The following is a 24,649-nucleotide window of genomic DNA, read 5'->3' on the forward strand; positions in this document are numbered from 1 at the left end:
TGCACGGGGCAGGCCGTTTCATCGGTCCGGACTAATCGGCAACTCCAATAGATGTACGGAGGGCAGCCATGAGCAGAAAACTGATCGCAATAGCCATCTTTGCGTGCCTTCTCGGCGGTCGAGAGGCGGTGCTCGGCGGGACCGAGTGGGGGCAGATTCATCCCAACTTCAGATTGAACGTCTCGGAACGGTTTCGCATGACCACGTGGGACAACACCATCGACCGTGATTGGTGGTCATCTGACTCCCGTTCTTTTGTCCGTCAGCGCATAGGCGTAACAGGTCAGTGGTTGCCGTCCGACCGTTTCGAGGCGGCCCTTAAGTTGACCAACGAGTTCCGTTACTATTTCGTGCCCCAATACTGGGATTTCGATCTCGACGAGGTCATTGTCGATCAACTATACCTCCGCTGGCGCAAGGCCCTGGGACGTCCGGCAACCATAACGGTGGGGCGTCAGAACCTCATCCTGGGGGAGGGCTTCGTGATGATGGACGGGTACCCACTGGACGGATCACGGACGATCTACTTCAATGCGGCCCGCCTCGATTACCTGTTCGGCGCGGACAGGCAGTTGACGCTTTTCTACGTATATCAGCCGGAGAATGATGACCTGTTGCCCATTATCAACGATCAGGACAAGCAACTGATCGAGCAGCCGGAGGTCGGGTTCGGGGTGTATTTTGCCGGGCCCGTCGGGAAAGCAGACCTGCATGCCTACGTCATACGAAAGAACATGCGGGCTACTTACTCACGTCCGAACCAGTCCGAGATCAACACGGTCGGCGCTCGGGTCACGGGAGCGGTGATGCCGCGTCTTTCCGCGACCGCGGAGGGAGCCTACCAGTTCGGCAAGTACGGTGACGCTGACCGATCCGCCCTGGGCGGGTACGGGTACCTGACCTATGCGACGGCATGGCCGGCCTACCTGCCCGGCTCATTTACGGGCGGTATTATCTACCTGAGCGGCGACGACCCCGGGACCGGCGACCATGAAGGCTGGGATCCGGTGTTTGCTCGCTGGCCCAAGTGGAGCGAATCATTCATCTACACGCTTGCGAATGAACGCGCGGTCGCTTACTGGACGAACTTCATTTCCCTGCATGCGGGTGTTCGTTTCGATCTGCCGGATGACATGCAATTGCACCTGGTCTATCGTCACCTGATGGCGCCCGAAAGCCCGGACGCATCGGCCGGTTTCCCCTATGGAACCGGCAAAACCCGGGGGGACATGCTGATTGCGAAACTGGACTTCCGTATCAGCAAGTACCTGTCCGGCCACATTCTGTGGGAGAGTTTCAACCCCGGGAACTACTACTTCAGCCGGGCGAACCGCTACCCCTACGACAGGGCGGACCCCTACCACTGGGCCCGGGTCGAGTTCCTGTTCAAGATATAGAGTCCCCTCCCCGGTCCGGGACACCTCCGGCGGCCGGGGCGGGTCTGAAAAGGCTGAACACGGGATTAACCACGAGAGAGACTATCATGCCGATTGTCCCCGCCTGGGGGGAAGGCGTCCCCTGGAGGTAGGTGATCAGGCAGGCGGCCAGACCCAGTACCGAGGAGGAGATGGCGCCGAATGCGTTCACTCTCTTGCTGAACAATCCCCAGATGAAGGGTCCGAGAAAGACTGAACCGATAGCCCCCCAGGAGATTCCGAGGATGGTGACGATCGTGCTGGGCCTGAAATAAGCCAGGACGACCGACAGGAGCACGAAGAAGGCACTCAGGATTCTCATCAGGGCGGTCAACCGCCTGTCCGATACCTGCGTGTTGATGAATCCCGCATACAGGTCCTTGGCCACCGACGAACTGGAGACCAGCACCAGTGCCGCCAGGGTCGACATCGAGGCCGCCAGAATCAGCAACAGAATCAGAACGGACAGGGATTGCGGAATGACGTTGGCCAGCAGTTCAGGCATCAGGACGTCGAATATCGGTTTTCCGTCGGCGAAGGCCTTTGGGGTGACCTCAGGTGAGAGGAAAAAGCGCGTGGTGGCACCCGTAAAATACCCGATGCCGGTGATGAGCACCGCGAAGACGGTAGACGCCACCATGCCGATCCGGATCGAGCGTTTGTCCTTGATGGCGTAGAACTTCTGGACCAGTTGCGGCATGGCGAAGGGCGCCACGCTGGTCAGAAACACCAGGGAGAAAAGCGGCCACAGGCCGGGTGGCCCGACCGCCCGGGTCAGTTTCGGGTCGATAGACGAAAGCCCGGCCGTAATGCCGGCAAGGCCGCCGGCCTTGTCGACGGTGCTCCACAGCAGAATGAGCACGCCGACGATCATGATCATGCCGAAGGTGACGTCGATAATAGTCATCGACTTGTACCCGCCCATCACTAGATACAAAGCGGTGAAGAGTCCCATGAACAGCAACGCTATGGGGTAACCTACGTTGAAGTTCGACTGGAAGAGGTACGAGAGGCCGATGAACACGGCAGCCGAGTAAGGAATGAAGAACACGAATATGGACGCCGACGAGAACAGCTTCAGGAACCTGCTGTTGTACCGCTTCTCCAGAAACTCGGGCATGGTGGCCACCTGGTACTGCACGGACATTGCTTTGATTCTGGCCCCGAGCAGCCACCAGACCGCCAGCACCCCGAGTAAGGAATTTCCGACGGCAATCCACAGGCCGGAGTAACCGAAACCCCAACCAACCTTGCCGGCAAAGCCGATAAAGAGAACCGCCGAGAAATAGGCTGTCCCGTATGTGAATGCCGTCATCCAGGGGCCGACTTTACCGCCGCCCAGAAAAAAGTCCGAAAAAGACCGGGTTCTTCTTAACCCGACGACACCGATCAGCAGGGTCATCAGGGCAAACGCCGCAATTACAATCGCCTTTACAAGCATCTTTTCTCCCCGGTTCGTTCAGTACGCGAGATGGACTTTGTCATCGGGGCAGTCTGGTTACCGGGATGGTGGGTCGGGGCTTGTTCAAGGAGCATAACGCCTGTCCACGGTCGCTGTTGCGTGAAGTTCAGTCTCAAGGTAAGTAAGGTTAGTAATGACGTTGGGAGAACACAAGTATCAAAACCGATCCGGGATGCTTTGAAGCTTCATTGATTCGGGAACGCCGCCACGCGCCCGCCCAATTGTGACCGATTAGGTCATGTTATCACGTGGTCACTTTTCAGGAAACGAGGTGCCGGCAAGGTGGCGGCCTCGGGTGTGCTCCAGGACCCGGACCGGTTGCAGCCGGGTCGAACGGGCGTCTTGCGTACGGTGCTTAGCGGAGGACTGTCAGTGCGGCCGGCCTCTTCAGCCGCAACGGTAGTCAGCCAATGAGCTGCGAAAAGTCATCGTACGGGATTACCGGCCAGGTTTCCGTTTCGAGGATGCCCAGGTTGTTGATGTCGGCGGCCACCCTGAAGGCCACTGCCTGGTCAGGGGCATCGAAGATAGCCAGGTAATCGTACCGTCCGAGAGTCGCGTACAGGTCCTGGACTTTCACGCTGTGCTTGGCGAAGACCTCGAGCGACTCACTGACCTGGTTGGAGAGGTCGGGGTGCAGCTTCTTGGCGTTCGGGTTGATGGTCAGAGCCATGATAAAGGACACCATAGATGCTCCTTGGGCTTACAGATTGTAGCCTACTATACAAGAATGACGGGCGGCCATCAACGGATATGTTTCCGGGGCGTTGCCGCACCCTGCCGGGACCGGTCCGGCCAGGACCTACTTCAACAGCATCATCTTTCGCGTCTCGACGTAATCCCCGGCCTGAAGGCGGTACAGATATAGTCCGGTTGCGACAGGTTCGTTGTGCGCGTCGACGCCATTCCACTCAGCTTCGTATTGTCCCGGGGGGAGTGTACGGCTGACCAGGGTGACGACCTCCTGACCCAGGACGTTGAGTACGGTAAGCCTGACGTGCGTGACGCGCGGCAACGAGAACTGGACCCTCGTGCTCGGGTTGAACGGGTTCGGGTAGTTCTGTTCAAGGCTGTAGGTCTCCGGTAGAATGCTGCCCGGGACCGGCTCCACGTCGGTTCCGATCTGATTGAGCAGAACCGACAGGCTGTCGCTGCCTGCGTTTGCGGTCACGACGTCCATTGTGCCGTTCCCGTTGAGGTCGGCGGCAAAAAGGCCGTGTGGGTTGGAGCCTGCCGCATAGACCGCCTGCGGGGCGAACGTACCGTCGCCGTTGCTGGCCAGTACGGAGACGTTGTAGTTGTAGTAATTGGTAGCAGCCAGGTCGGGGTCACCATCGCCGTCGAAGTCGGCTGCCACGACCACCCGGGGACCCTCTCCGACCGCATACGGCGTGTACGCCTCAAAGGTACCGTCACCATTGTTAAGCAGCACCGAGACACTCTCGTTGTAATGACTGACCGCTGCCAGGTCCATGTCGCCATCAGCGTCGAGATCCGAAGCGCACACAAACTGGGCGCCGAGACCGGCGGCGAAATCAGTCTTCGCGGCGAAGGTGCCATCCCCGTTGTTCAATAGGATCGACACGGAACCGACCGTATCAGGAGGACCCGACCAGTTGCTCACCGCCAGGTCCATATCCCCGTCGGTGTCGAGGTCAGCCGCCACGATCCCCGCCGCGTCGCCGGTCGGATATGAGCCGCTGTTGGTGAACGTACCGTCGCCGGCGTTCAGCAGGATGGTCGCGGCATCGGAGTCGGCGTTTGTGACGGCCAGATCGAGGTCCGCGTCGCGGTCCAGGTCGACCGCGCACAGGAACGTCGGCCTGCCGCCTATCGAAAACGCTGTCTGAGCTTCGAAGGACCCGTCTCCCCTGCCCAGAAGGACAGAAACATCATCTGACAGCTCGTTTGCCGTAGCCAGGTCAGGATGGCCGTCGGCGTCCAGGTCGGCGGCGATGACTGCAACGGGATCGTCACCTGCCGGATAAGCGGAAAACGGGACCAAAGTGCCCTCTCCATCGTTCAGGAGGACGGAGACGCTGTTGGACGACCGATTGGCGGTTACCGCGTCGAGATCGCCATCGTCGTCGAGGTCCGCCACCGCCACCGACATCGGCTCATCGCCGACCGCGTAGCTGACCTGCGGTTCGAAGTAGCCGGCCTCGTGCGCGGCGGTTGCCGTGAATGACCAGCAATGGCTGCTCTCGAGGGGCAGGCCGTGATACGACAAGATGTCTGTGGTCAATGTAACGGTGACGACCTCTCCGGCGGGCCAGTCGGTCGCCGGATCAAAAGTCACCGTTCGCGTCTGGTCATCGTAGCTGTAAATCCCGTCGTACAACCCCATACTCGTGCCGTTGACGGGCATGGTCGCAGAATCAAAAACTGCCCCGTCCATGTCGATGTCGAAGGTTACCGAAACGGGAGCGGATACGGGCACATTCAGGGCATTCTGGACCGGTCCATGGGCGAGAAAGTGGGGAATGTTCGTGTTTATGAGAATCGAGACGTTCCCTGCGCCGTAGCCTGCCGTGGCGACGTCGAGGTCTCCGTCTCCGTCAAAGTCGGCCGCAACGACGGCGGCCGGTCCCGGGGCAACTTCGTAGCTGGACCTCGGGGGGAACGTCGCGCTCCCGTTGTTGAAAAAGAGGGATATCGTGCCCGAGCGTGTGTTCCCGATTATTACGTCCTGTGAGCCGTCGCCGGTGAGATCGGCCGCGTACGCCGTCCACGGTTCGCCGCCGACGCCATAGGTCATCTGGGGGGCAAAGGTGGCGTTGCCGTTATTCTTGACGAAGGACATGCTGCCTGAGTCAGTCGGCCAGGAGCTGTTGGCGGAAACCAGGTCGGCATCACCGTCGCCGTCAAGGTCGGTCACGTAAATCTCGCGAGGATCAGGGCCGAGATAGTATTTCTCGGACCAGGTGAAGGCACCGGTCCCGTCATTCAGCAGGACTATAGCGCTTTGCCACACGCCCCAGACCGGTGTGACCAGGTCCATGTCGCCGTCGTTGTCAAGATCGGCAGCGCAGACCCCCCACGGAGAAGGGCCGACATAGTAATCAGTACGGGGGGCAAAAGTCCCGTCGCCGTTGTTCAGCAGCACGGAGACATTGTCCGGATCCCCATTTGAAACAATGAGGTCCAGGTGGCCATCGCCGTCGATATCCTCAATCTCGATTGCCGTCGAGTAGCTCCCGACCGGGTAAACAGAATCGGGTGTGAATGTGCCGTCACCATTGTTGAACAGCACGGTCGCGCTGCTTTCCATGCGGTCGGCCGTGGCCAGGTCAAGATCACCATCGCGGTCCAGATCGCCCGCATGAATTGATATCGGCGAGGCGCCCACCGGGTAAGTGGCATCCAGGGCAAATGTACCTTCCCCGTTGTTCAGAAGAACGGACGCCTGGTTGTCATAGTAAAGAGCACCCGCCAGGTCCTGATCACCGTCGCCGTCGAGATCAGCGGCATAAATCTGGTAGGGGCGGCCGCCGGCTGGATAGTCGACGTGCGGTGCGAAGATGCCCGTACCGGTATCGGCTGCTGCCGTGAACGACCAGGAAAAGCTGTTCTCAAGGGGGGACCCGCCGGATGACTGGATGCCCGTTGTCAGCACAACCGTCACGACTTCACCCACGGTGAAGACCTCAGCCGGTGTGAAGGAGGCCGTGCTTGTCCCGCCATCATAGTTGATGACCCCGCTCTTGAAACCTGCGGATCGCGTGTTAACCACGAAGGTGGTTACGTCGATGGTCGCCCCGTTCATATCGGTATCAAAGGTCACCGAAATGTCCGCTGTTGTCGGCACGTGGAGTCCGTGCTGAGACGGCGAGGTGGATACGACCTGCGGGCCCTGGGCGAAAACGGGTCCGCGTAGAACGAAAGCCGCAAGCGGGAGCGCTGCGGCGGCAAGCCGAAAAAGTCTGCGCATGTTCCCTCCCTTAAGGTGAAACGCCTGACTAACCCTGCGCACTGAACTTATCTAATGATCTGACAGAGACTGACCAACTGAATGATACGTTTGAAGTACACACGCTGCCTGTCGCTACTGACGAGTGACATCGGGCGCGAGTTCTTGGCCCGGGGTCATCAGGCGGAGCGTGATGCACCTCGCGCTTATCTAATTTTACCGATTTTGTCCAAAATGTCAAGCTCGCAGGCGACACCAATGCCGGCACGTGCTTTGGAAGAGCAACAGCCTGGCGGTCATGACACTCGTTGAGCCGTTACATAGGCCAACGGCGGCGTCCCCCGGAAGACGTCCTCGTTGACCACGACAAAGCCGCTGTGACCGATAAGCTCCGTAAAGCTCTTCACGGTGAACTTCTGGTAGGCTCTGAAACCCGCCAGGCTCACGACGGCCGAGGCAATTCGGGAGCGCAGGTTCTCCCCATGGCAGTAACTGAGGGCAAAGAGGGTCCCGTCCGGTTTCAGTACGCGGTGAATTTGCTCAAGCGCCCGCTGAGGGGCTTTCATGACGTGGAGCGAGTTGACGCACAGGACGACGTCGACCCGGCCCCCCTCGAATTCAAGATCGTAAGCGTTCTGCACCGTGAAGGTGACGTTGGTGATGCGTTCCTGGACGGCTTTGCGTCGTGCAATCTCGATCATTTCCGGGGCGATATCGACGGCGTCGACGGTCTGTACCTTCCGGGCGAGAGCCAGGGCAATGGTGCCGGTGCCGGTGGCCACCTCGAGCAGATGTTCAGCATACGGCACGTCCCATATCAGTCGGTCTACAACGTCCCCGTAGTCGGGCAGAAACCTGGCCATGAAGCCGTCATAATGGCGCGCGAAGCGCCTCCAGAAGCCAATGTTGTCTGCCTGCACGTCTTTCCGCGAATGCCCAGGTCGGATTGAATATGGTAACGGTACAAGGACCGGCGGTTCAGGTCAAGCCCGATGAACCCCGCGGGCGGAACTGCAACCACAGACAGGAACCAGACTCCTGTGCCGGGCGGTTCCCCGGGCGGGCGAATCGGGCGGGGCCCTTGCAGGCAGAGTAATATGCTATATAACAATCAGTTAGGGTGTCACTCGGCCGATCCGCGGCAGGGTGGGCGGCCAGGACATTCCGCCGCATACTCTTAATATTTAAGAGGATTCCTGGGATGTTGTCGGCGAGGCGAGTTGGAGCGGCCCTGAACCCGTGCCGGGACTGCCAGGAAGTAGGAAAAAAGCTCCAAACAATACAAAGATCATCTAAGAAATCCCTTGACAATTCCGGGGTTTTGGCTACCTTCCTAAAAGAAGATAAAGAATAGGGATATGGTCTATTATCGGACAGCTGGTGCCTGCTTCTTTCTCTATGCGAAATTGTGAAAGGGTTCACAATCCCGCCCCCGTTGCCGCCCGTTTCAGCCCGGTCTACAAGGGGAATCTGAAAACGGGGCTGGTAATGTGTATGTTAATTATCGCCGCGGTCGGCGGTTTGCGCGCTCAGAGCGGTACGCCTCTGGCCGTGCCGGCGGAGTTTGTCCGTGAGTTGTCCCTGCCGGGGACCCTGAATCACTATCTGAGGCCCGGCCGAATCCTCGTTGATCGTACGTCGGATGAGGTGTACGTAGCTGATCCGGGGCACAACCGGATCGTTATCCACGACGCTGAGGGGGTTTTCCGTTACGAGTTTTCGATCAGCCAGCACTGTGGTGCGCCGAGGGATATCGCGGTCGATTCCCGCGGCTTGATTTATGTTCTCGGTTCGAACCGCGACGGGCAGGGTGTCTTTGTGTTTGACTACGACGGTCAGTTTCTCCGCACCCTTGATTTCGGCCCGGCGTTCGACGGTGCAGATTATGACCTGCGGACGATCGCTATCGACGGCCGGGATCGGCTTTACCTGCTTGATGAGCGGGGTTGTCGCGTTGTCCGATATTCCGCGGACGGGCGGGCGGAGGCCGAATTCCCGGTGGCAGGCAGTCTGGACGAGAAGGACAGACGTGAACTCGTATTCGGATCGCTGTGCGTCTCGGGAGACGAGGTTTACGTGCCGGCAGCCTCGGCGGGCACCGTCTATCGTTATGATCCGGACGGTCGACTGCTGGGCACAATCGGCTACAAGGGTAACAACCTCGGCGAGTTGAATTTTCCGATCTCGGTGGCCGTGACGGGTGACGGGATCGTCCTGGTGCTGGACAAGCACCGCTACGCTGTGGTCTGTTTCACTCCCGACGGCAAGTTTCTCGCTGAGTTCGGAGGAAAAGGGGTCAATCCCGGCTGGTTTTATCATCCGACGTGGCTGGCCGTTGACGGCAAGGACCGCGTATACGTCGGCCAGATCTTTCAAAACAGGGTACAGGTCTGCCGTGTGCCGGCGATTGTGCGTGAAAGGCAGCGCCGGTTGCAGGGCGATCGTGCCGTTGAGGGACAAGAACTTTCCAGGTTGGTGAGATATAGCACTGTCAATGAGAGGTCGTTTGGCGGCGGTGCCGGGGGGGCACGGTAGACCTGGCATTACATCTTTGATACTGCAAGTTAGATTAAGAGTACAGGGTAACAAACTCAGCGCATCACTGAATCAACCACTGTAAGGAGGTATGCAATGCGTAAACTACTTCTGCTGGCAGTCGGCATCTGTCTGGTGGTAAGCGGCAGCAGCTTCGCTTTCCACGATGCAGGTGTCGCCCACTGTAACGGCTGCCACACCATGCACAACAGCGAGGACGGCGCGTTTGTCGACCCGGACAGCCCGGATGGCAACGCGTGGTTGCTCATGGACGAGACGCCGAGTGACGTCTGCCTGTCCTGCCACGCGACCAGTCGGGGTGCCGTCTTCGGCGACGACCCGCTGGCCCCGCCGAATGTTGTCGGCGGCGGCAACTTCGTGTTCCTTCTTGAGGATAACCTCAACGACGGGCACGGTGGCGCTACGGAGCCGATCAGCGGCGACGCGGCCGGTCATAACGTCGATGCGCCGTCGAAAGGCGTCGGCGCGGACGCTACGCTGCTTTCGTCCCCGGGCGGTGGCTTCCCGTCTTCCGAATTGGGTTGTTCGAGTTGTCATGATCCGCATGGCAACACGAATTTCCGGCTGCTTTACGGCGTCGGTGTTATACAGGACGGCCTGTTTACATTCACTGAGGCCGCCCCGGTGGCCGAGGGACTGAGCATCAACAGCGGCGTAGAGGCCAATGACAGTCACACTGCCTACAAGTCGGGCATGAGCGCCTGGTGTGGTAACTGTCACGGCGACTTCCACGCTCCTCCCGGCTCCAAGATGGTCCACCCGACTGACCGTGCTCTGGGCGGCTCCATTGCCACCAACTACAACCTTTACAACGGCACGGTGGATCTGACCGGTGGTGCTCAGGCCACGGCGTATCTCGCAGCGGTGCCGTTTGAGGATGGGGCGAATACGACGACCTCGACGGCCGGGCCGTCGTCGGGGAGCAGCCGGGTCATGTGCCTGACCTGCCACCGCGCCCACGGTTCATCGGCACCGAACGCCGGTCGCTGGGACTTTAACATGACTCTGCTCGAAGAAGACGGGTTGGAGTCGGGATCGTACGCGATTCCGGATCCGTACGCCAGCCCCAACCAGCGTTCGCTGTGCAACAAGTGCCACGTGAAGGACGCTGGTGACGAGATTCTATAAGAGGTAGCCGTTACCAGTCCCGTGTCCCCGGGTTTCCCGGGGGATTGGCACGGTACCGAACACACTCAGAACGCCCGGGCTGACAGCCCGGGCGTTTTGTACGGGACGGGTCAAACGGTACGTGGCGTGAGACGACGACTTTTCAAACGAGCCGCCGCGCGGATGGCGTGCCTCTTTGCGGGGGCTGCTGCGTTCATCAGCCTGGCACCGTGGCCGGCGCCGGCTGCGTTCTCGCAGGCGTCAAGCCGGGCTGAGAAGGCCCAGGTGGTCGTCTATATTGAGACCGCGGTCTCAACGGCCGAGGGCGTCAGCCTGGCCTTTGACTCGATTGTCCTGGCAGGCGACGACGTCGAGGTTTCCCTCGCGCTCCGCCGCACGGCGGTCAGCTCGATTGATGACGCCGGACGTCAGGTGCTGCTGGCCGAGCAGGCCATTCAGCCCGGAGCATATGAATGGCTGCGTCTTTACGCGCACGGCGTGCCGGCGGTGACGGGTGATGCGACCACAGGGGTGGCCGTGGCCGGGGGACGCATAGACGTTGCCGTTGACCTGGAGATCGGTCAGGGAACGGCAGAGCCGGTTTTCCTGACCTGGACTCCAACGTCGGTGCGGCGCGACGGCGGCGTCTACGCCGCCCGGGTGGCCTGGAGCCGGGCCGATATTCCGCCGCCGGGTTCGCTGGTGTTTGTAAGCAACGAGGGGTCGGACAACCTTTCCGTGGTCAATCGCTTTTCCCGGCGGGTCGTCGACGTTATCAAAGTGGGGCTGGCGCCGCGTGGATTGGTTTATTCCCCGTTTTCGCAGCAACTGTTTGTGGCCAACTCCGGTGACAACAGTATCGACGTTATCGACGTCCCGACGAGGCAGCCTCTGCGCACGGTGCCGCTGGTATTCGGTGACACGCCCAGCCGCCTGGAGCTGTCACCCGACGAGCGGCTTCTGTACGTTCTCAACTACGGTTCGAGCAGCCTGGCGGTCTTCGATACCCAATCGTTCCAGGAAGTGGGGCGTTACAGCCTGGGATCGAGCCCCGTCGGCATAGCCACCAACCGGTTGAGCGGGTACGTCTATGTTACCAACCGGCTTTCCGATAACGTCAACGTCTACGAGCCGGTGAACCAGTCGGTAACGACCACTTATGCCGCAGGTACTTCACCCACCGAATTGATTCTAAACAGCCGCGCGGGCTCCCTTTACGTGTGCCATGACGGCCAGCGGACGCTCACAGTATTGAATGCGCGGACCGGCGAGCAGACCGGTACGATGAACCTCTGCTCGGAGGCAACGGGACTTGCCTACAATCAGACTTCCAACCAGTTGTACGTGGCCTCGGGTCGCTGCTCGGAAATCGGCGTCTTCAAACCTGAGAACGAGCTGAACGTCGGCACGGTGCGCCTTCCGGACAAACCGGGGCTGATCACAATCGATCCCGAGAACAGGCAGTTGTTCGCGGTTCTTCCGGAGGCCGACGCCCTGGCCGTGGTCAACATTATCACCCGGGAAATGACGGCCGTCATAGACACGGGGCACCGTCCCTACCAGGCGGTGGTGCCGAGGTAAGGTATGATGTCTGACAGGCTTTCACGTCACGGATATGGTCATTTGGCCGCGGGCCTGGCCCTGGCGGCGGGCCTGCAGTTTTTGCCCGGGACGCCGCACGCCTCGGTCCGGCTTCCGGAAAACCTTCGCGGTAATATCCGCATCACGGCCGTCGATTCGGAATCGGGGGATCAGGAGAGTCGGACGCTCAACCAGGAGTATTCGGTCAGATGGGCCAAAAGCCTGGTCCCGTACCTCGAGGCGCGGGCGTCACTGCGCTATCATGACGTAGGCGTTGATCAGAGCCTCGGAGCAAACGTCTGGCGGCGCCAGTTTCAGCCGGCGGCCGAGATAATCTGGAACCACCCGGTCTTTGCACTGGGCGGGACGATTCGCCGTCAGAAATCCACCAGCAACAACGAAGCCACCAATCTGATCAGGGATAACCTGGGGTTCAGCTTTTCCACGCGGTTGGTCAAGTACCCGGTCCTGACGCTTCGGTATGATCGCAACCGGACGTTTAACGAGCTTGACCGCTCCGAGCGCGACACGCGTGAACGGCGCATCCAGGCGGGTCTTGACTACCACCTTCGCAACAACAGCTTTTATTACAGCCTGACGCGGCGCTCCAGTGAAAATCTCAGCACGCTTCTCGAGGTCACCGAGACCCGGAACCTTTTCCGCTGGGTTCAGACGTCGCGGCTTCTTGGCGACCGGCTGCGCGTGAATTCCGGATATAACTTCAGCTGGCGTTCCCGCTCGACGGAACAGACGGGGATCGACCCGGTGTGGGAGCCGGTCCCGTTTTCTCGGGCGCTGTATGCGTTCGACCCGTCTCCGGATTTCGGAGAGCTTGACAGCCTCAGTTCGCTGGCAGACGGCAACATCGATGACCCCGTCCAGCCCGGCATAGATATCGGCGAAGGACACCGGGATCACAACATCGGCGTCGATTTCGGCTTCGAGCGACCCGTTGGCGCACTGTATCTGTATACCGACAGGCCCTCCGGTTCGATTCTCAACTGGCAGGTTTTCACGTCGAGCGACAATCTGACGTGGCGGCCGGTCGCCGTATCGTCGGCGACGTTCAACGTCAGCTTCAATCGCTACGAGATCCTGTTTGAGAAGCAGGACACGAGGTACGTCAAGGCCGTCAACTCCGGCTTCAACGACGAGGTAACGGTTCTTGTCACCGAGGTTCAGGCTCTCGTCGAATCCGTCGAAACGCGCACCGAAACGAAAAAGGAGTGGTCTCACATGGCTGATTTTGGCGCCACGTACTTTTTCTCGGATCGCCTGGAGTCGTCGTTCGACGTTACGTACCGCCGGGAACCGCGCGGGGATTTCAGCGACAGCCGTGACCAGTTGTACTATTCATTTGCCGCCAAGCACTCGCTGTCCAGGGTGATAAGACAGGTCGCGCAGTATCAGGCAGGGTACGAGGATTTCAAGGCCCGGGAGGCGAGAAACGAAAACGCCAGCCTGTCGTACACGCTGCTCGTTACCCCGCTCGAGACGCTCGATTTTTCGTTTTCGGCGATCACGCGGGTCAATTATATTGGTGACGTGAAGTCCCAGGAAACCAACAACCTGTTTCTTGAAAGTAACGGCCGGGTTCTTGCCGGGCTGAACGTTGCGGCCGAAGTCGGCTACAGCCGCAACAACCGTTACGATTCGCAGTCGAAGTTCGACACCTGGACCTACCGGATAGCCACGGATGCCTACGTCACCGGTTCGGCCGACGTGGTGCTGTCGTACCTGTACCAGACGACGGCGATCGCCTCGACGGAAGATACGCGAATCCGGCGGCAGTACCGCGCCGACCTGAACTACCGCATGACCGGTGCCATCTTGCTGCGCGCCCAGGTGACGGCCAACGATGACAAGGACAGTCGGTACGTTTCCCAGGAATACGCCGCGAGTTGGAACGCCACGCGAAAGCTGACGCTGGGCGGCACGGTGACGTTGAACGACAGTGACGACGGCGCGGGCAGCGCGCGCAATAACGTGCGACTGAACTATCTTATAAGTCCCCGGACGACGTTGTTCGCCAGCTATGCCAGCAGTGAATTCTCACTGGCGGGCAGATCGAAAACGACGTCGTTGCAGGTGGGTCTCAAATCCGGATTTTGAGGAAAGGGGCGGGACGCAGCCTATGGTCAGATCAGGATTTGCGGTGCTGGCGGCGGGCTTGCTGCTTGCGGCGGCCGGTTGCGGCGGCGGATCAACGGTCTTCCTTCACCCGGAGTACAACTTCCAGGTTCTGGAACGAGTGGCCGTGATCCCGTTTGACAACCTGTCCAAAGACCAGGGGGCGGGGGCGCGCGCGACGCGCGTCTTTGTCACCGAGTTGCTGGCCGCAGAGGCATTTGACGTCGTGGAGCCCGGCGAAGTGACTCGTGCGCTTGAGGAGTATGCGACGGTTCGCACCGCGGAGCTCACCCAGGAACAAATCGTGGGCTTAGGCAAAGCACTGCGGGTGCAGGGCATGGTCCTGGGTACGGTGACTGAGTCAACTACGCTGCGAAGCGGCGGTTCGGCGGCCAGTACGGTCACCATGGTTGCGCGTATGGTCGAAACCGAAACCGGGGCGACGGTCTGGTCTGCAACCCAGACCTCGGGAGGGAGAGGCTTCTGGGCTTCGCTGTTCGGCACCGGTGACAAGTCACACGCCGAGGTAATGCAGGCCTGTGCCCGTTCATTACTGAACACTCTCGTGAAGTGAGTACGTAGTCGTGTGTACCGTCAGCCGTTGTGTTTCCTGCCTGCTTCTGGCTTTAGCGATCGCTGTGCCGCAGCATGTCCCGGCCGGTGAGAGTGGACCTGATGTCGGTGCGCCGTCGGCTGTCGGCCCGGTCCTGGCCGTGCTGCCGTTCGCGGACCATACCGACGAGGCGGACGCAAAGACCCTTTTCGTCTCCTTGATCGAAACACGGCTGGCCCGGGGAAACTTTGATCTGATCACCACCGACGATATTCGGGGGACGCTGCGCAGACTCCGCATCCGTTCGAGCGGCGGCGCAAGCACGGCCGAGGCCGCGGCGATTGTCCGCGAGCTTGGCGCCCGGTACCTGTTGCTCGGATCGCTGGATTTCTTTCTCCCCGGTGTGATCCCCGAAGCGGGATTTTCCGCTCGCCTGCTGGACACCGAAACCATGCGCATTGTGTGGGCCGCCTCCGTTGCCGCCACGGGTGAGGATTATGCGGGTCTGTTCGGGATTGGCCGGGTCACCTCCATGGAAATGCTGGCCGAAAAACTGGTGGAGAAGGCCTTTGCCGCGTTTGAGGAGACCGTCGACGCTCGCCGTGTCGCGGCCGAGCCACAGCCGGGCTCGCCGGTTTTCGCGGTCGTTCCCTTCGACAACCTGTCGGAGAATCGCCGTGCGGGGGAGATTGTCAGTTCGATAACGCTGACTCAGCTGGTCGCTCGAGGCGCCGAAGTAGTGGAGCCGGGGGCCGTTCTGGAGATTTTCCGCGCGGGCAACCGCTCCCCGAGAGGTGAAATCGACCTGGCCCTGCTTGAACAGGTGCGATCAGCACTGAACGCGGCGTACGTTATTACGGGCACGGTTGACCGGTTCCGCCCGGGTTTGCCGGCGGTGGAAAGCTCGGCACCGGAAATTGAGCTGGGCGGGCGCCTGATAGACGCCCGGTCGGGTCGGATTGTCGCGGCCCATGAGGTCAGCGGCCGGGGTTCGGATTCGAATACGCTGTCTGCGGTGGGCTCACGTCACTCGTTGGGTGCGTTGGCCGGCAAAATGATCGACCGTCTGCTGGACAAGCTTGACGTGGACGGGCACAAACGGCTTGCCGAGGGCAAGTAGGGTGGCATTGATGGCTGCGAATGTGACAGGAGGTCGGCGAACGAGGTGTTTCCCGATGTCGGCGGTGTTGGCGGGAGTGGTGATTGTCCTCCTGGCCGCCTCCGCCGGGCGCGCGGGTGCAGGTAACGAAACCGAGGACGTCGCGCTGGTTGTGGTCAACGGTGATACCATCTTTGCCCCGGACCTTGATGCCGTGTTTGTGGATGCACACGCCCGTATGGAAGATCAGACGCGGGAAACCTTTGACTACCGCAGACTACTGGACAAGCTCGTAAATGATCGTTTGCTGTTACAGGAGGCGCGCGCGCTGGATCTGGATCGGGAAGAGTGGTTGATCGAGCGCCTTGAAGAGTCACGGAGCCGTAACGCCATCCGGCAGTTCGTGGCTGATCGGTTCAAGCCCGACCTCTCCGTAACGGAGGCCGAGGTGGGCGAGTATTTCCAGGCGAATTACTGGCGGATGCAGATCCGCACCGTTTCGGTGGCCGAGCGCCCGGAGGCGGAGCAGTTGATCGCTGCCGTCGCCGGCGGTGCCGACCTGGACAGTATCGTCAAGGCCGTGTCCTTGGATATGTATCGACCCCGCGGCGGGCTGCACAACCTGAAGCACGTCGCCGACATCGAAAACGTGCTGCGGGAACAAGCGTTGCCGTTGCCCCCCGGTGAGATATCGGCGCCCTTTCCGTACCGGCAGGTGTGGGCGTTTCTGCGAGTCGAACAGACGGTCCCGGCCGACACCGGCGAGCTGGCGACGTACTCCGCGAAGATCGAAGCGGTCCTGAAGCAGCGCAAACTGGAGGTCGCCCGGGCGGAATTCATGGCCGAGCTGTCCTCACAGTTTCCGGTGGTCGTCGACAGCGCGGTTCTGGCCACGATATCGGCCGATTCGGCCGTATTGTTTAAGTCGGACTTTCTGGAAGGATCGGATGACCCCGTGGCCAGCGTGGACGAGAATCACCGGGTGATCGAGCGGCAGGCGCGCCGGAACGTTTCGAGGGCTGCCATGTCAGCCGGAGATCAGCCCTTCGACACTATTCTGCGGGGTGCTCTCGAGACTATCAAAGAAGACCTTGTTCTGAGCGCGGCGGCTGACAAGGCGGGGTACCGGGATAATCCCGTAGTGGCCGCCGAGTATGCGAACAGTCTGGATAGCGCCCTGATCGAGCGGTACCTTCAGGAGACGGTCGTCTCGAGGATAACTTTCAGCCACGCGGAGTTCGACGCTTACTACCAGGAGCACCTGGAGGAGTTTCGTGAGCCGCCCCAGTACCAGCTTGACCGGATCGAGGTAGCGGACGAGGCGGTGGCGCAGGAAATCGTACGGCAGTTGCAGGAAAAGGCCGACTTCGACTTTGTGGCGAGAAAATACGGCGTCAGCGTGGACAGGGCGGAAGGTGAACGGCAGTGGATTTCCCTGCTGTCCCTGGGGACACCGGTCCGGCAGGAATTGGAACAGCTTCAGGTCGGGCAGACCAGTCGCGCCTTTCGGACGGCGGAAGGGTGGATGATCTTTCGCGTGCGGGATATGCGCCAGGGCAGGGTGAAAAGCATGCCCGAGGTCGAGATGAGCATACGCGAGGTCATGTTTCAGCGCAAGTTTGACGAACTATTGGACAACACGCTGGGTATACTAAAGACAAACTCGGTCATCGAGTACAATCAGGAGGCCATCGACGCGTATTTCGGCGGTGAGTTGTAAGGCCGGAACGTCTTCGGTCGTGTGAGGACGAGACCCACACCCGCCGCTCGGGACATCGATGATAACCACATGGAAATGAGGCGACCGACATACCTGACCGCGTGTGCCATATGGTTCTTCGCGCTGTGCCTGGTTTGTGCGACGGTGAGTGACGCGGGGGGACAGGTCAAGCGGGGCCGGCGCTTCTCCAGCAAGGGTAACTGTCTTGATTGTCACCCCGAGGACGATTTCCAGGGCCGGCACAAGCATCAGCCCTTCGGCGACAAGGACTGTCTTACTTGTCACAAGCCGCACGGGCTGGTAGGGATGCTGCGGCTCCAGCAACCCGGAGCGGATCTTTGCTGGCAATGCCATGACCGGGCCGAGCTGGGGCTTGAACGAGCTTTCGTTCATCAGCCGGTCTCTGACGGCAGCTGCACGGATTGCCACAATCCACACGTCGGCCAGGAGCCCGGCCTGCTGACGGTGCCGGTGCGCGATCTCTGTTACAATTGCCACGACAGGCAGGAGTTCGAACGTTCGCACGCGCATAAACCTCTGGAGGACGGGTGCTATTCCTGTCACGAAGTGCACGGCAGTGACCACGAGAAGCTGCTTACGAAAAGCGAGCAGGAACTCTGTCGTGACTGTCACGATGTCGAATCGGGCGGGTTTGCCGTCGCGCACGCCGGTTATCCGGTCGGGCAGGCCGACTGTTCGCTCTGCCATACACCGCACTCCTCCGACCGGCCGCGGCTGCTGACGGCCTCGATTCACGGTCCGGTGGCGGGCGGCGAATGCGAAAGCTGCCACCAGGCGCCGGATAGTCCCAGCCCCCTGGCCGTGCATACTGAAGGTGGTGAGCTGTGCCTGCAGTGCCACGAGATCGAGGAACCGGCCGACGGTGATTTGCACACACCGGTGGCCGGCGGTGAGTGTTTCGTCTGCCACGACCCGCACGGGTCACCTCAGGCCGCCCTGCTGGTCAGCCGGCCGACCGACCTTTGCCTTGACTGTCACGATGATGTCTCCTCCGAACTGGCGATGAAATCGACGCACCCGCCGGCCCGAGAGGACTGCACGCGATGCCACCAGAGCCACGGAAACATGGCCACAAAACTGATCGCGGGGGAAGTCAACGACCTTTGTTTCTCCTGCCACGCCGACGTGCAGAACGGCCTGACGCTTCAGAACGTGCATATCCCGTTTTCCGACGGCAGTTGCCTGGACTGTCACCGGCCCCACGGCTCGAAGTACGAAAAGATCACCAAGGCACACCGGCTTGATCTCTGCGGGGGGTGTCACGGCGACGTCGGTGAATGGATGACCGAGAAGGACGTTCACGTTCCCATCAAGATCGGCCAGTGCAACGAGTGCCACGAGCCGCACGCCTCGGCCGGAGAATTCCTCCTGGCAGTTGATCGCAACGAGCTGTGCCTGACCTGTCACTCCGCGATAACCGAGAACCTGGCCGATCGGGTGGTCCATCCGCCGTTCGATGAGCACGCCTGCGACGGCTGCCACCAGCCGCACGCCTCGGCGCATGCCGGCCTTCTGGTCGAAAAGCTTGACGCCCTGTGCGCCCGGTGCCACGAAATCACCGGTGAGCCCGCAGCGGTTCTGAGCAGTCACAAGCCGGTGGCTGACGGCAACTGCTCGGGCTGTCACCATCCCCACGTGGCGAATTTCGAGAACCTGCTGCTTGACAAGACCGACCGCCTGTGCTTCTCGTGTCATACCGAACTTGCCGGGCGCATGGAAAAAGGAACCGTTCATCCGCCGGCGGGAGAGGGCGACTGCCTCGGTTGCCACCAGGCGCACGACAGCGAGTTTGCCACTCTTCTTGCTTCTGACGTGCCGCTCCAGTGTCTTACCTGCCACGACGGGGAAGATGCTGATTTCAAAGCCGGACATCTCGGTCTCAGCGGGGGCCGGATCGACTGCCGCAAGTGTCACGATCCGCACGCGTCCGATGACCCCCGTCTGATTCACGCCGTGTCCCATGATCCATTCGCCAGCGACGCCTGCGGGATGTGTCACGAGGACGTCGAAGAACAGGAGGGCCGGTGATGAACCTTCGTGCGGTTACAGCCATTCTTGCGATATGCCTGGCCCTGATGACCGGGACGGGAACGGCCCAGGTGGCGGTCGACGAACCGGCCGTCTGCTTTACGTGTCATGCCGAGTATGAAGACCTGGCGGCCGGGCCACACGTCCACACGGCCTTTGCGGCGGGGAAGTGTTCCGACTGCCATAACCCCCACGCGTCCAGGCATGCCTCGTTGTTGTCCGACGATGCAGGACCTCTTTGCCTGTCGTGCCACGATGATCTTCGGCAGGAGGTGCAACGGGCAACGGTTCATCGGCCGGCCGCCGATGGTAACTGCCTGAGCTGTCATGACCCGCACGCGTCGGATTTCGCCGACCAGTTGAACCTGGAGACGGTGGAGCTGTGTACGCAATGCCATAGTGAGGTCAGTGAATGGCTGCAGCGATCCTACGTACACCAGCCGGCCGGCGACAGCGAATGCCTGACCTGTCACCGGGCTCACGGGTCCGACAGCCGACGCCTCCTTGCGCAGGCTGTTCCGGCTTTGTGTTTCGACTGTCACGAACAGGACCAGGCTTTCAGGGGTGCGCACAAAGGATACGAGTTGGGCAGTGCCGACTGCGTCACCTGTCATGATCCGCACGCCAGCCCGCTGGCCGGGCTGCTCATGCCCAACCAGCACAGCGTTTTCAAGAGCGGCAAGTGTTCGCTGTGCCACTCGTCGGAGACCGGCGCCTCGGCCTTTGCACTGGTTGCCGACGTGAAAACTATGTGCCTGAAATGCCACAAGGCGATTGGCGCCGAAGCCGAAAAACCGTACCCCCATAATCTCAACGACGAGCGGTCCTGCCTGAACTGCCACAACGCCCACGCCTCGTTCGCCGCCAGCCTGCTTTCAGCCGAACAGGCGAGCCTGTGCATGCGCTGCCATTTCCTGGGCGAGGAGTACCAGGAGAAAGACAGGCAGGCGTATATCACGCATGACGGCATCGATTGTACGAACTGCCACACTCCGCACGGCTCGGACAACGAACGGTACCTCACCGGTCTCGGTGTCGAGTTGTGCGAGCAGTGCCACGTCGACGCTCACCGCGGCTCGCACCCGCTCGGACCGGACGTTATCAGCGAAACCACCGGTGAGGCCGTCACCTGCCTGAGCTGCCACACCCTGCACGGCGCCGATTTCGAACCGTACCTTACCCTGGACCCCGAGATGGAACTGTGCATCCAGTGTCACCGGCGATGAGTGCCGGAATGATTCACCGTTTCCGGGAAATTCAAACGTCTGACTGAGTGAGTGCGCGGCCGTCAGCCGCGCTTTCTTGCCGAAACGTAGTCTGAAATCGGCCGGGTCGCGCACGAAGAGCAGGCAAGCGCCCTGAGGTAATGCACGAAGTGCTGCTGCTGCAAGTCCGTCAACACGCCGTCGTCATGAAGAACCTTCGCGAACCCCATCGAATGCGGCATTTGCCAGAACATGATCTCTTCAAACCCGAGGTCCAGCAACCGCCCGCGAAGTTCGGCGGGTGTTATCCCGTTTACGCAGTCATAATCCACGGATGCAATTGCTGAAGCCTCCCGCTTGAGAAGTTCCAACAGCTTGTCATTCCCGACGATGGCACTATCCGAAGAACTTTGCGCATCCTGCCGGATCGTCCGGCCGAGGTCGGATTCGGGGCGAACGAGAATCCAGTACCGGCGTTCGGTCAGCGGTTGGGAGGTCATCACGCGGTAGATCAGGACGGGTTCGGCCCGGTCGTCCGCCGTCAGGCCCGCCTCTGCATGTTCGTAGTCCTCGATAGGCGCCAGGGCAACAGCCATCGCGCCGCCGGGTTTGAGCACGCGGTTGGCCTCCGCAAGCGAGCGGTCTATGTCGCCGGTCGATTCCAGTGAATAGCAGAAGAGAACGCCGTCGAAGCTGTTAGCGTCGAAGGGGAGACTGAGCGCGCTCTCCTGGACGATGGTTACATTGTCGAGCCGGAGCTTTCGCTTCACCGTTTCGGCGTGCCTGATCCCGTACGTTCCCGGTTCGAGCGCCACCACTTCGGGAATACGCCCGGCAAGATACAACGACGGCCTGCCTGACCCGGCGCCGATATCGAGCACTCTCCGGCAATCCCTGAGCACGTGCGCAAACCATTCACCCGGGCCGGACGGTGCCAGCCAGTTGTTCGACCAGGTACTCCATTGCTCCGGTTGGTGAATGTTCACCGGCAGCGGCTCGGTCGGTTCCTCTTCGGCCTGTTGGCGTCGCAGGAGTGTGGTATAGGCAACCTCGTGCATGGGTTTCTCGCGGGGCGAATGTTTGCTGAAGAGGTATTGTTCAGTCGGGGTCGGTTTGGGGACGGGGAATTGGTCGGTGGTTTTCATTGTCTGTCCGTTGTGTTGCTGTCTTGAAAGCGTTACCAATCGAGTTGCACTGGCTATGGATGGGTTATGTGGCGGTATATGTCAAGAGTAATTCCAGTGGAAGGGTGCGCCATGGGATGGGTTGTGTTCGGACCTAGGTCGCCAGCGCAGGCAGCGGATCGATTGGCCCCGTCACCGTCAGCGGACGCGGTTTCAGTCCGCCTTCTCGGCTTTGGGCGTGTCCCGAGTAGTGGGTCAAGAAGCAGGGCAACGCAATGCTAAGAACCTAGGGGAACCGTGCAGGCGCCAGTGCAAGAGCCTGCCATGAAATGGTGCGCTCTAAACAGGCCGATGTCTGTGAGTATCTTGTGCACGGGTTGCCGCGTCCCTCTTCCGCTAAGCGCCAGGACGAGGGCGTCGTACAGATCAAACACGACCAGATGACTTAGTAAATCTACGGGGTCAATTGCCGGGAAGTTCTGCCGTTTCATGCCGGTCCGAACAACGACACCGGCGTTGGGGGTTATGAATATCCAACCGAGGCATCTGAGATCTCGTCGTTGGTCCCCGCCGATTAGGAAATTCGGAATAGGTTGTATTACTCTTCCACGTTTGTGTAGCTTCCTTATGGACGTTTTTAGGTCATATGATAGGTGCCAGGGCAGTCGGCTTTCTGTAATTAATGGCTGTAGCGAGGAAGCGTCGAACGGCTCGTCTTGGGGGACTTGGCCGCGCGCCTGAGCTGCATTGAAGGATTCCCACAGAAACCAGACATCAACAAGATATGATAAGAGATCATAACCTCTGTACAGCTGCTGTAGATAATTCGAGTTAATGCGAAGAAGTGGGTGATTTATGCGACGTAGGATTGCGTCCTTTCTTCGGTCTCGCCGTTGCTGAGTCAGTGCTCGGTGGCTGGGCCCATCGTATTCCACCGAGAACAGAGGCATCCCACTATCCGAGACTACTACAAAGTCAAGGTGTGCTTGTAGTGAAAACGATAGATCACTGCCCTTTGGAGGAGCGGGATAGCACCGAAGAAGATCGACTAGTCGAACCTTTGCAAAGACACGAGCGCCATAAGGGTCGCACACAGACCGGAGTGTCTGATAGGTGATTTCCTCGCTGTCGGTCAAGAACTTGCGTATAGCCCTGGGTTTCTCGTGTCGGGGAATGACGGTATGCTGTATGACCCTAGAGTCGCCATGGTGCCATTTAGGTGTCTCGCGGATCATACGATCTTTAAACCTCCTGTCCCAACAAAGCCCGGGTCACTGCAAAAGTCAATATCAATTACTGGCACCAAGCCGCCCCACCCCGTGGGGTGGGTTTTGTTCGGAGCATAGCTATCCAGCGCAAGCGGTGGGCCACCCGACCGTGACCTAAACGGTAGGCAGGTCATATCTTTGATGCGTTGTACGTTTCAATAAGAAAAAGCGACATTGCACCAGCGAGATTAACCGCAAGTTCTGCGTGTCGCGGTGCGGGCCTTACAGTCCTTTTGCCTTTGCCATGTGCGTCACCGAGTTTGTTTCTAAGTTGTCCTAAGCCACCTACGACACCAGAACACCCGCCCAGTATCTGCCTCAAAACGGTCTCAGTGTGTTGCGAAGGAGACAAGTGCATGGCTTTAGCGGTCATCTTATAGAGATCCGATAGATCGATTCTGTTCTCGTCGTACTTGATGCCTTGCTCATCTAGAATGTGTTTACATACGCTTTCGAGGATCGTTCTCGATAGGGTTATTGCACCTTCCGGGTCAGATGATTTTCTCTCCAGAGCCTTTTGCCAGGCTGTATTGATACCTGCCTCATCGAACCTCCGTACAACCTCGCTAATTGACTCTTGCGCAGGAAACGGCTGGCACGATTCGCAGTAACTAAGTAGGCGGCTCATTTCATCCCAAATGAAACGGCGTCTCTCTGCGTAAGTGTGAAATTTGTGTTTGATGAAGTTCCAGAACTGAGCCACATCACGGTTGACACGGAGCCAGCTTGGTACCAGCGGCTTAGTGCTGGGGTTGTCAAGGAAGTACCTCCGTAAGCGAGAATAATCGTCTGCTGTGCCACCGCACTGATCCTGCGTACAAAAGCCTATCAATGTGTTCTGCAGGTAGACGGCTACCTCGTAGTCGTTTTCCAAATGTTCCAATCCCTTCATATGACAACCTGCTCTGAGCCTAAGATGTCGTTGCCAATTTCCAACATTAGACCAATCCTAGTCTTAAGCCGCATTCTGTTAAGAGTTTGAATCGAACTACAAGCAGTTAGCCGCCCGCGAGAGAGTTCAATTGACCTACCCAGCAAGAAGTTGACTCTTATCTACGCCGAAAACCTTCAGTAACCTATCAGTGAATGAACGTACTTGAATGACACAATCTTCAAACAGTGTCTTATCGCCTCTCATCTCTTCCAACAACTTCCGGCAACCCTCATCGTTACATAGTTCGGTTTCGTGTTGGAAGAAGAATTCATGAAAAAGGTAGTTCCTTCGTTCAAGCGCCTGGAACCACTCTTGAAACGGTATTTCGTCCAGTATTTGCACGAGTGTCTTGAGAATCTCCTTGGGTATAACCGTAGATTCTCTTTCAATCAGGTGTTGCAGATCCTTTCTTACATCCTCGGCTAACTCTTTCAAGAGGCCACCAAGAGTCTTCCGGCTTAGCTCATGTTCAGTTTCTTTCGAAAGTTCTAGCCAAGAATGTGCGCACAATTTCGGCGTTAGCCAACTCGCTGGGT

Annotated in this window: 17 protein-coding genes; 10 read left to right on the top strand and 7 right to left on the bottom strand. The window is 59.5% G+C overall.

Annotated features, from left to right (window positions below):
* Nucleotides 1-68: 68 nt before the first annotated feature.
* A complete protein-coding gene (locus VMY05_02120) occupies nucleotides 69-1,397 on the top strand; it encodes an alginate export family protein (GenBank protein ID HUV29878.1) in 1,329 nt (442 codons plus the stop codon).
* Here VMY05_02120 and VMY05_02125 read toward each other — a convergent pair.
* From VMY05_02125 to VMY05_02140, 4 genes are all read right to left on the bottom strand, one after another.
* Nucleotides 1,387-2,856, bottom strand: a complete 1,470-nt coding sequence (locus VMY05_02125) for a sodium:solute symporter (protein HUV29879.1) — start codon at nucleotides 2,854-2,856, stop codon at nucleotides 1,387-1,389. The two genes, VMY05_02120 and VMY05_02125, sit on opposite strands and share 11 nt — an antisense overlap.
* A 424-nt stretch (nucleotides 2,857-3,280) precedes the next feature.
* Nucleotides 3,281-3,565 carry a GYD domain-containing protein gene (locus VMY05_02130; protein ID HUV29880.1) on the bottom strand — a complete coding sequence of 95 codons (285 nt, stop codon included), beginning with the start codon at nucleotides 3,563-3,565 and terminating at the stop codon, nucleotides 3,281-3,283.
* Nucleotides 3,566-3,679: 114 nt separating this feature from the next.
* Nucleotides 3,680-6,808 carry an FG-GAP-like repeat-containing protein gene (locus VMY05_02135; protein ID HUV29881.1) on the bottom strand — a complete coding sequence of 1,043 codons (3,129 nt, stop codon included), beginning with the start codon at nucleotides 6,806-6,808 and terminating at the stop codon, nucleotides 3,680-3,682.
* A gap of 275 nt (nucleotides 6,809-7,083) precedes the next feature.
* Complete coding sequence (locus VMY05_02140; GenBank protein ID HUV29882.1) at nucleotides 7,084-7,707, bottom strand: class I SAM-dependent methyltransferase; 624 nt, start codon at nucleotides 7,705-7,707, stop codon at nucleotides 7,084-7,086.
* 574 nt (nucleotides 7,708-8,281) lie between these two features.
* Between VMY05_02140 and VMY05_02145 the strand changes: the two genes are divergently transcribed.
* The 9 genes from VMY05_02145 (at nucleotide 8,282) to VMY05_02185 (ending at nucleotide 20,808) form a co-directional block, all read left to right on the top strand.
* Nucleotides 8,282-9,322, top strand: coding sequence for an NHL repeat-containing protein (locus VMY05_02145; GenBank protein ID HUV29883.1), 1,041 nt, complete (start codon nucleotides 8,282-8,284; stop codon nucleotides 9,320-9,322).
* 96 nt (nucleotides 9,323-9,418) lie between these two features.
* The gene (locus VMY05_02150; protein HUV29884.1) at nucleotides 9,419-10,471 is read left to right on the top strand and encodes a hypothetical protein; all 1,053 of its coding nucleotides are present in this window, start codon (nucleotides 9,419-9,421) and stop codon (nucleotides 10,469-10,471) included.
* A 126-nt stretch (nucleotides 10,472-10,597) separates the two neighbouring features.
* Nucleotides 10,598-12,031: a YncE family protein gene (locus VMY05_02155; protein HUV29885.1), complete on the top strand. Its 1,434-nt coding sequence runs from the start codon at nucleotides 10,598-10,600 to the stop codon at nucleotides 12,029-12,031.
* Between the two features lie 3 nt (nucleotides 12,032-12,034).
* On the top strand, nucleotides 12,035-14,143 hold the full coding sequence (locus VMY05_02160) for a hypothetical protein (protein ID HUV29886.1): 2,109 nt from the start codon (nucleotides 12,035-12,037) through the stop codon (nucleotides 14,141-14,143).
* 22 nt (nucleotides 14,144-14,165) lie between these two features.
* Entirely contained in the window at nucleotides 14,166-14,735 is a 570-nt protein-coding gene (locus VMY05_02165) for a hypothetical protein (GenBank protein ID HUV29887.1), read from the top strand.
* Between the two features lie 64 nt (nucleotides 14,736-14,799).
* The gene (locus tag VMY05_02170; GenBank protein HUV29888.1) at nucleotides 14,800-15,834 is read left to right on the top strand and encodes a hypothetical protein; all 1,035 of its coding nucleotides are present in this window, start codon (nucleotides 14,800-14,802) and stop codon (nucleotides 15,832-15,834) included.
* A 55-nt stretch (nucleotides 15,835-15,889) separates the two neighbouring features.
* Nucleotides 15,890-17,533 carry a peptidyl-prolyl cis-trans isomerase gene (locus tag VMY05_02175; GenBank protein HUV29889.1) on the top strand — a complete coding sequence of 548 codons (1,644 nt, stop codon included), beginning with the start codon at nucleotides 15,890-15,892 and terminating at the stop codon, nucleotides 17,531-17,533.
* A 69-nt stretch (nucleotides 17,534-17,602) separates the two neighbouring features.
* On the top strand, nucleotides 17,603-19,582 hold the full coding sequence (locus VMY05_02180; GenBank protein HUV29890.1) for a cytochrome c3 family protein: 1,980 nt from the start codon (nucleotides 17,603-17,605) through the stop codon (nucleotides 19,580-19,582).
* Nucleotides 19,582-20,808 (top strand): cytochrome c3 family protein, encoded by a 1,227-nt coding sequence (locus VMY05_02185; GenBank protein HUV29891.1) that lies wholly within the window; start codon nucleotides 19,582-19,584, stop codon nucleotides 20,806-20,808. Before VMY05_02180 ends, VMY05_02185 begins: the two co-directional genes overlap by 1 nt.
* A 62-nt stretch (nucleotides 20,809-20,870) precedes the next feature.
* Here the strand turns inward: VMY05_02185 and VMY05_02190 are convergent, their stop codons facing one another.
* The 3 genes from VMY05_02190 to VMY05_02200 form a co-directional block, all read right to left on the bottom strand.
* Nucleotides 20,871-21,932: a class I SAM-dependent methyltransferase gene (locus VMY05_02190; protein ID HUV29892.1), complete on the bottom strand. Its 1,062-nt coding sequence runs from the start codon at nucleotides 21,930-21,932 to the stop codon at nucleotides 20,871-20,873.
* 1,377 nt (nucleotides 21,933-23,309) lie between these two features.
* On the bottom strand, nucleotides 23,310-24,071 hold the full coding sequence (locus VMY05_02195; GenBank protein ID HUV29893.1) for an abortive infection family protein: 762 nt from the start codon (nucleotides 24,069-24,071) through the stop codon (nucleotides 23,310-23,312).
* A 135-nt stretch (nucleotides 24,072-24,206) separates the two neighbouring features.
* On the bottom strand, nucleotides 24,207-24,548 hold the full coding sequence (locus VMY05_02200; GenBank protein HUV29894.1) for a hypothetical protein: 342 nt from the start codon (nucleotides 24,546-24,548) through the stop codon (nucleotides 24,207-24,209).
* Nucleotides 24,549-24,649 lie beyond the last annotated feature (101 nt).

This window comes from Acidobacteriota bacterium (genome assembly GCA_035529075.1).
Classification (GTDB): domain Bacteria; phylum Zixibacteria; class MSB-5A5; order GN15; family FEB-12; genus DATKXK01.

Excerpts from the sequence above, each read along its gene's own strand:
- VMY05_02120 (HUV29878.1), top strand. The coding sequence starts at position 69 with ATGAGCAGAAAACTGATCGCAATAGCCATCTTTGCGTGCCTTCTCGGC.
- VMY05_02125 (HUV29879.1), bottom strand. The coding sequence starts at position 2,856 with ATGCTTGTAAAGGCGATTGTAATTGCGGCGTTTGCCCTGATGACCCTG.
- VMY05_02130 (HUV29880.1), bottom strand. The coding sequence starts at position 3,565 with ATGGTGTCCTTTATCATGGCTCTGACCATCAACCCGAACGCCAAGAAG.
- VMY05_02135 (HUV29881.1), bottom strand. The coding sequence starts at position 6,808 with ATGCGCAGACTTTTTCGGCTTGCCGCCGCAGCGCTCCCGCTTGCGGCT.
- VMY05_02145 (HUV29883.1), top strand. The coding sequence starts at position 8,282 with ATGTTAATTATCGCCGCGGTCGGCGGTTTGCGCGCTCAGAGCGGTACG.
- VMY05_02150 (HUV29884.1), top strand. The coding sequence starts at position 9,419 with ATGCGTAAACTACTTCTGCTGGCAGTCGGCATCTGTCTGGTGGTAAGC.
- VMY05_02160 (HUV29886.1), top strand. The coding sequence starts at position 12,035 with ATGATGTCTGACAGGCTTTCACGTCACGGATATGGTCATTTGGCCGCG.
- VMY05_02165 (HUV29887.1), top strand. The coding sequence starts at position 14,166 with ATGGTCAGATCAGGATTTGCGGTGCTGGCGGCGGGCTTGCTGCTTGCG.
- VMY05_02175 (HUV29889.1), top strand. The coding sequence starts at position 15,890 with ATGTCGGCGGTGTTGGCGGGAGTGGTGATTGTCCTCCTGGCCGCCTCC.
- VMY05_02180 (HUV29890.1), top strand. The coding sequence starts at position 17,603 with ATGGAAATGAGGCGACCGACATACCTGACCGCGTGTGCCATATGGTTC.
- VMY05_02185 (HUV29891.1), top strand. The coding sequence starts at position 19,582 with ATGAACCTTCGTGCGGTTACAGCCATTCTTGCGATATGCCTGGCCCTG.
- VMY05_02190 (HUV29892.1), bottom strand. The coding sequence starts at position 21,932 with ATGAAAACCACCGACCAATTCCCCGTCCCCAAACCGACCCCGACTGAA.
- VMY05_02195 (HUV29893.1), bottom strand. The coding sequence starts at position 24,071 with ATGAAGGGATTGGAACATTTGGAAAACGACTACGAGGTAGCCGTCTAC.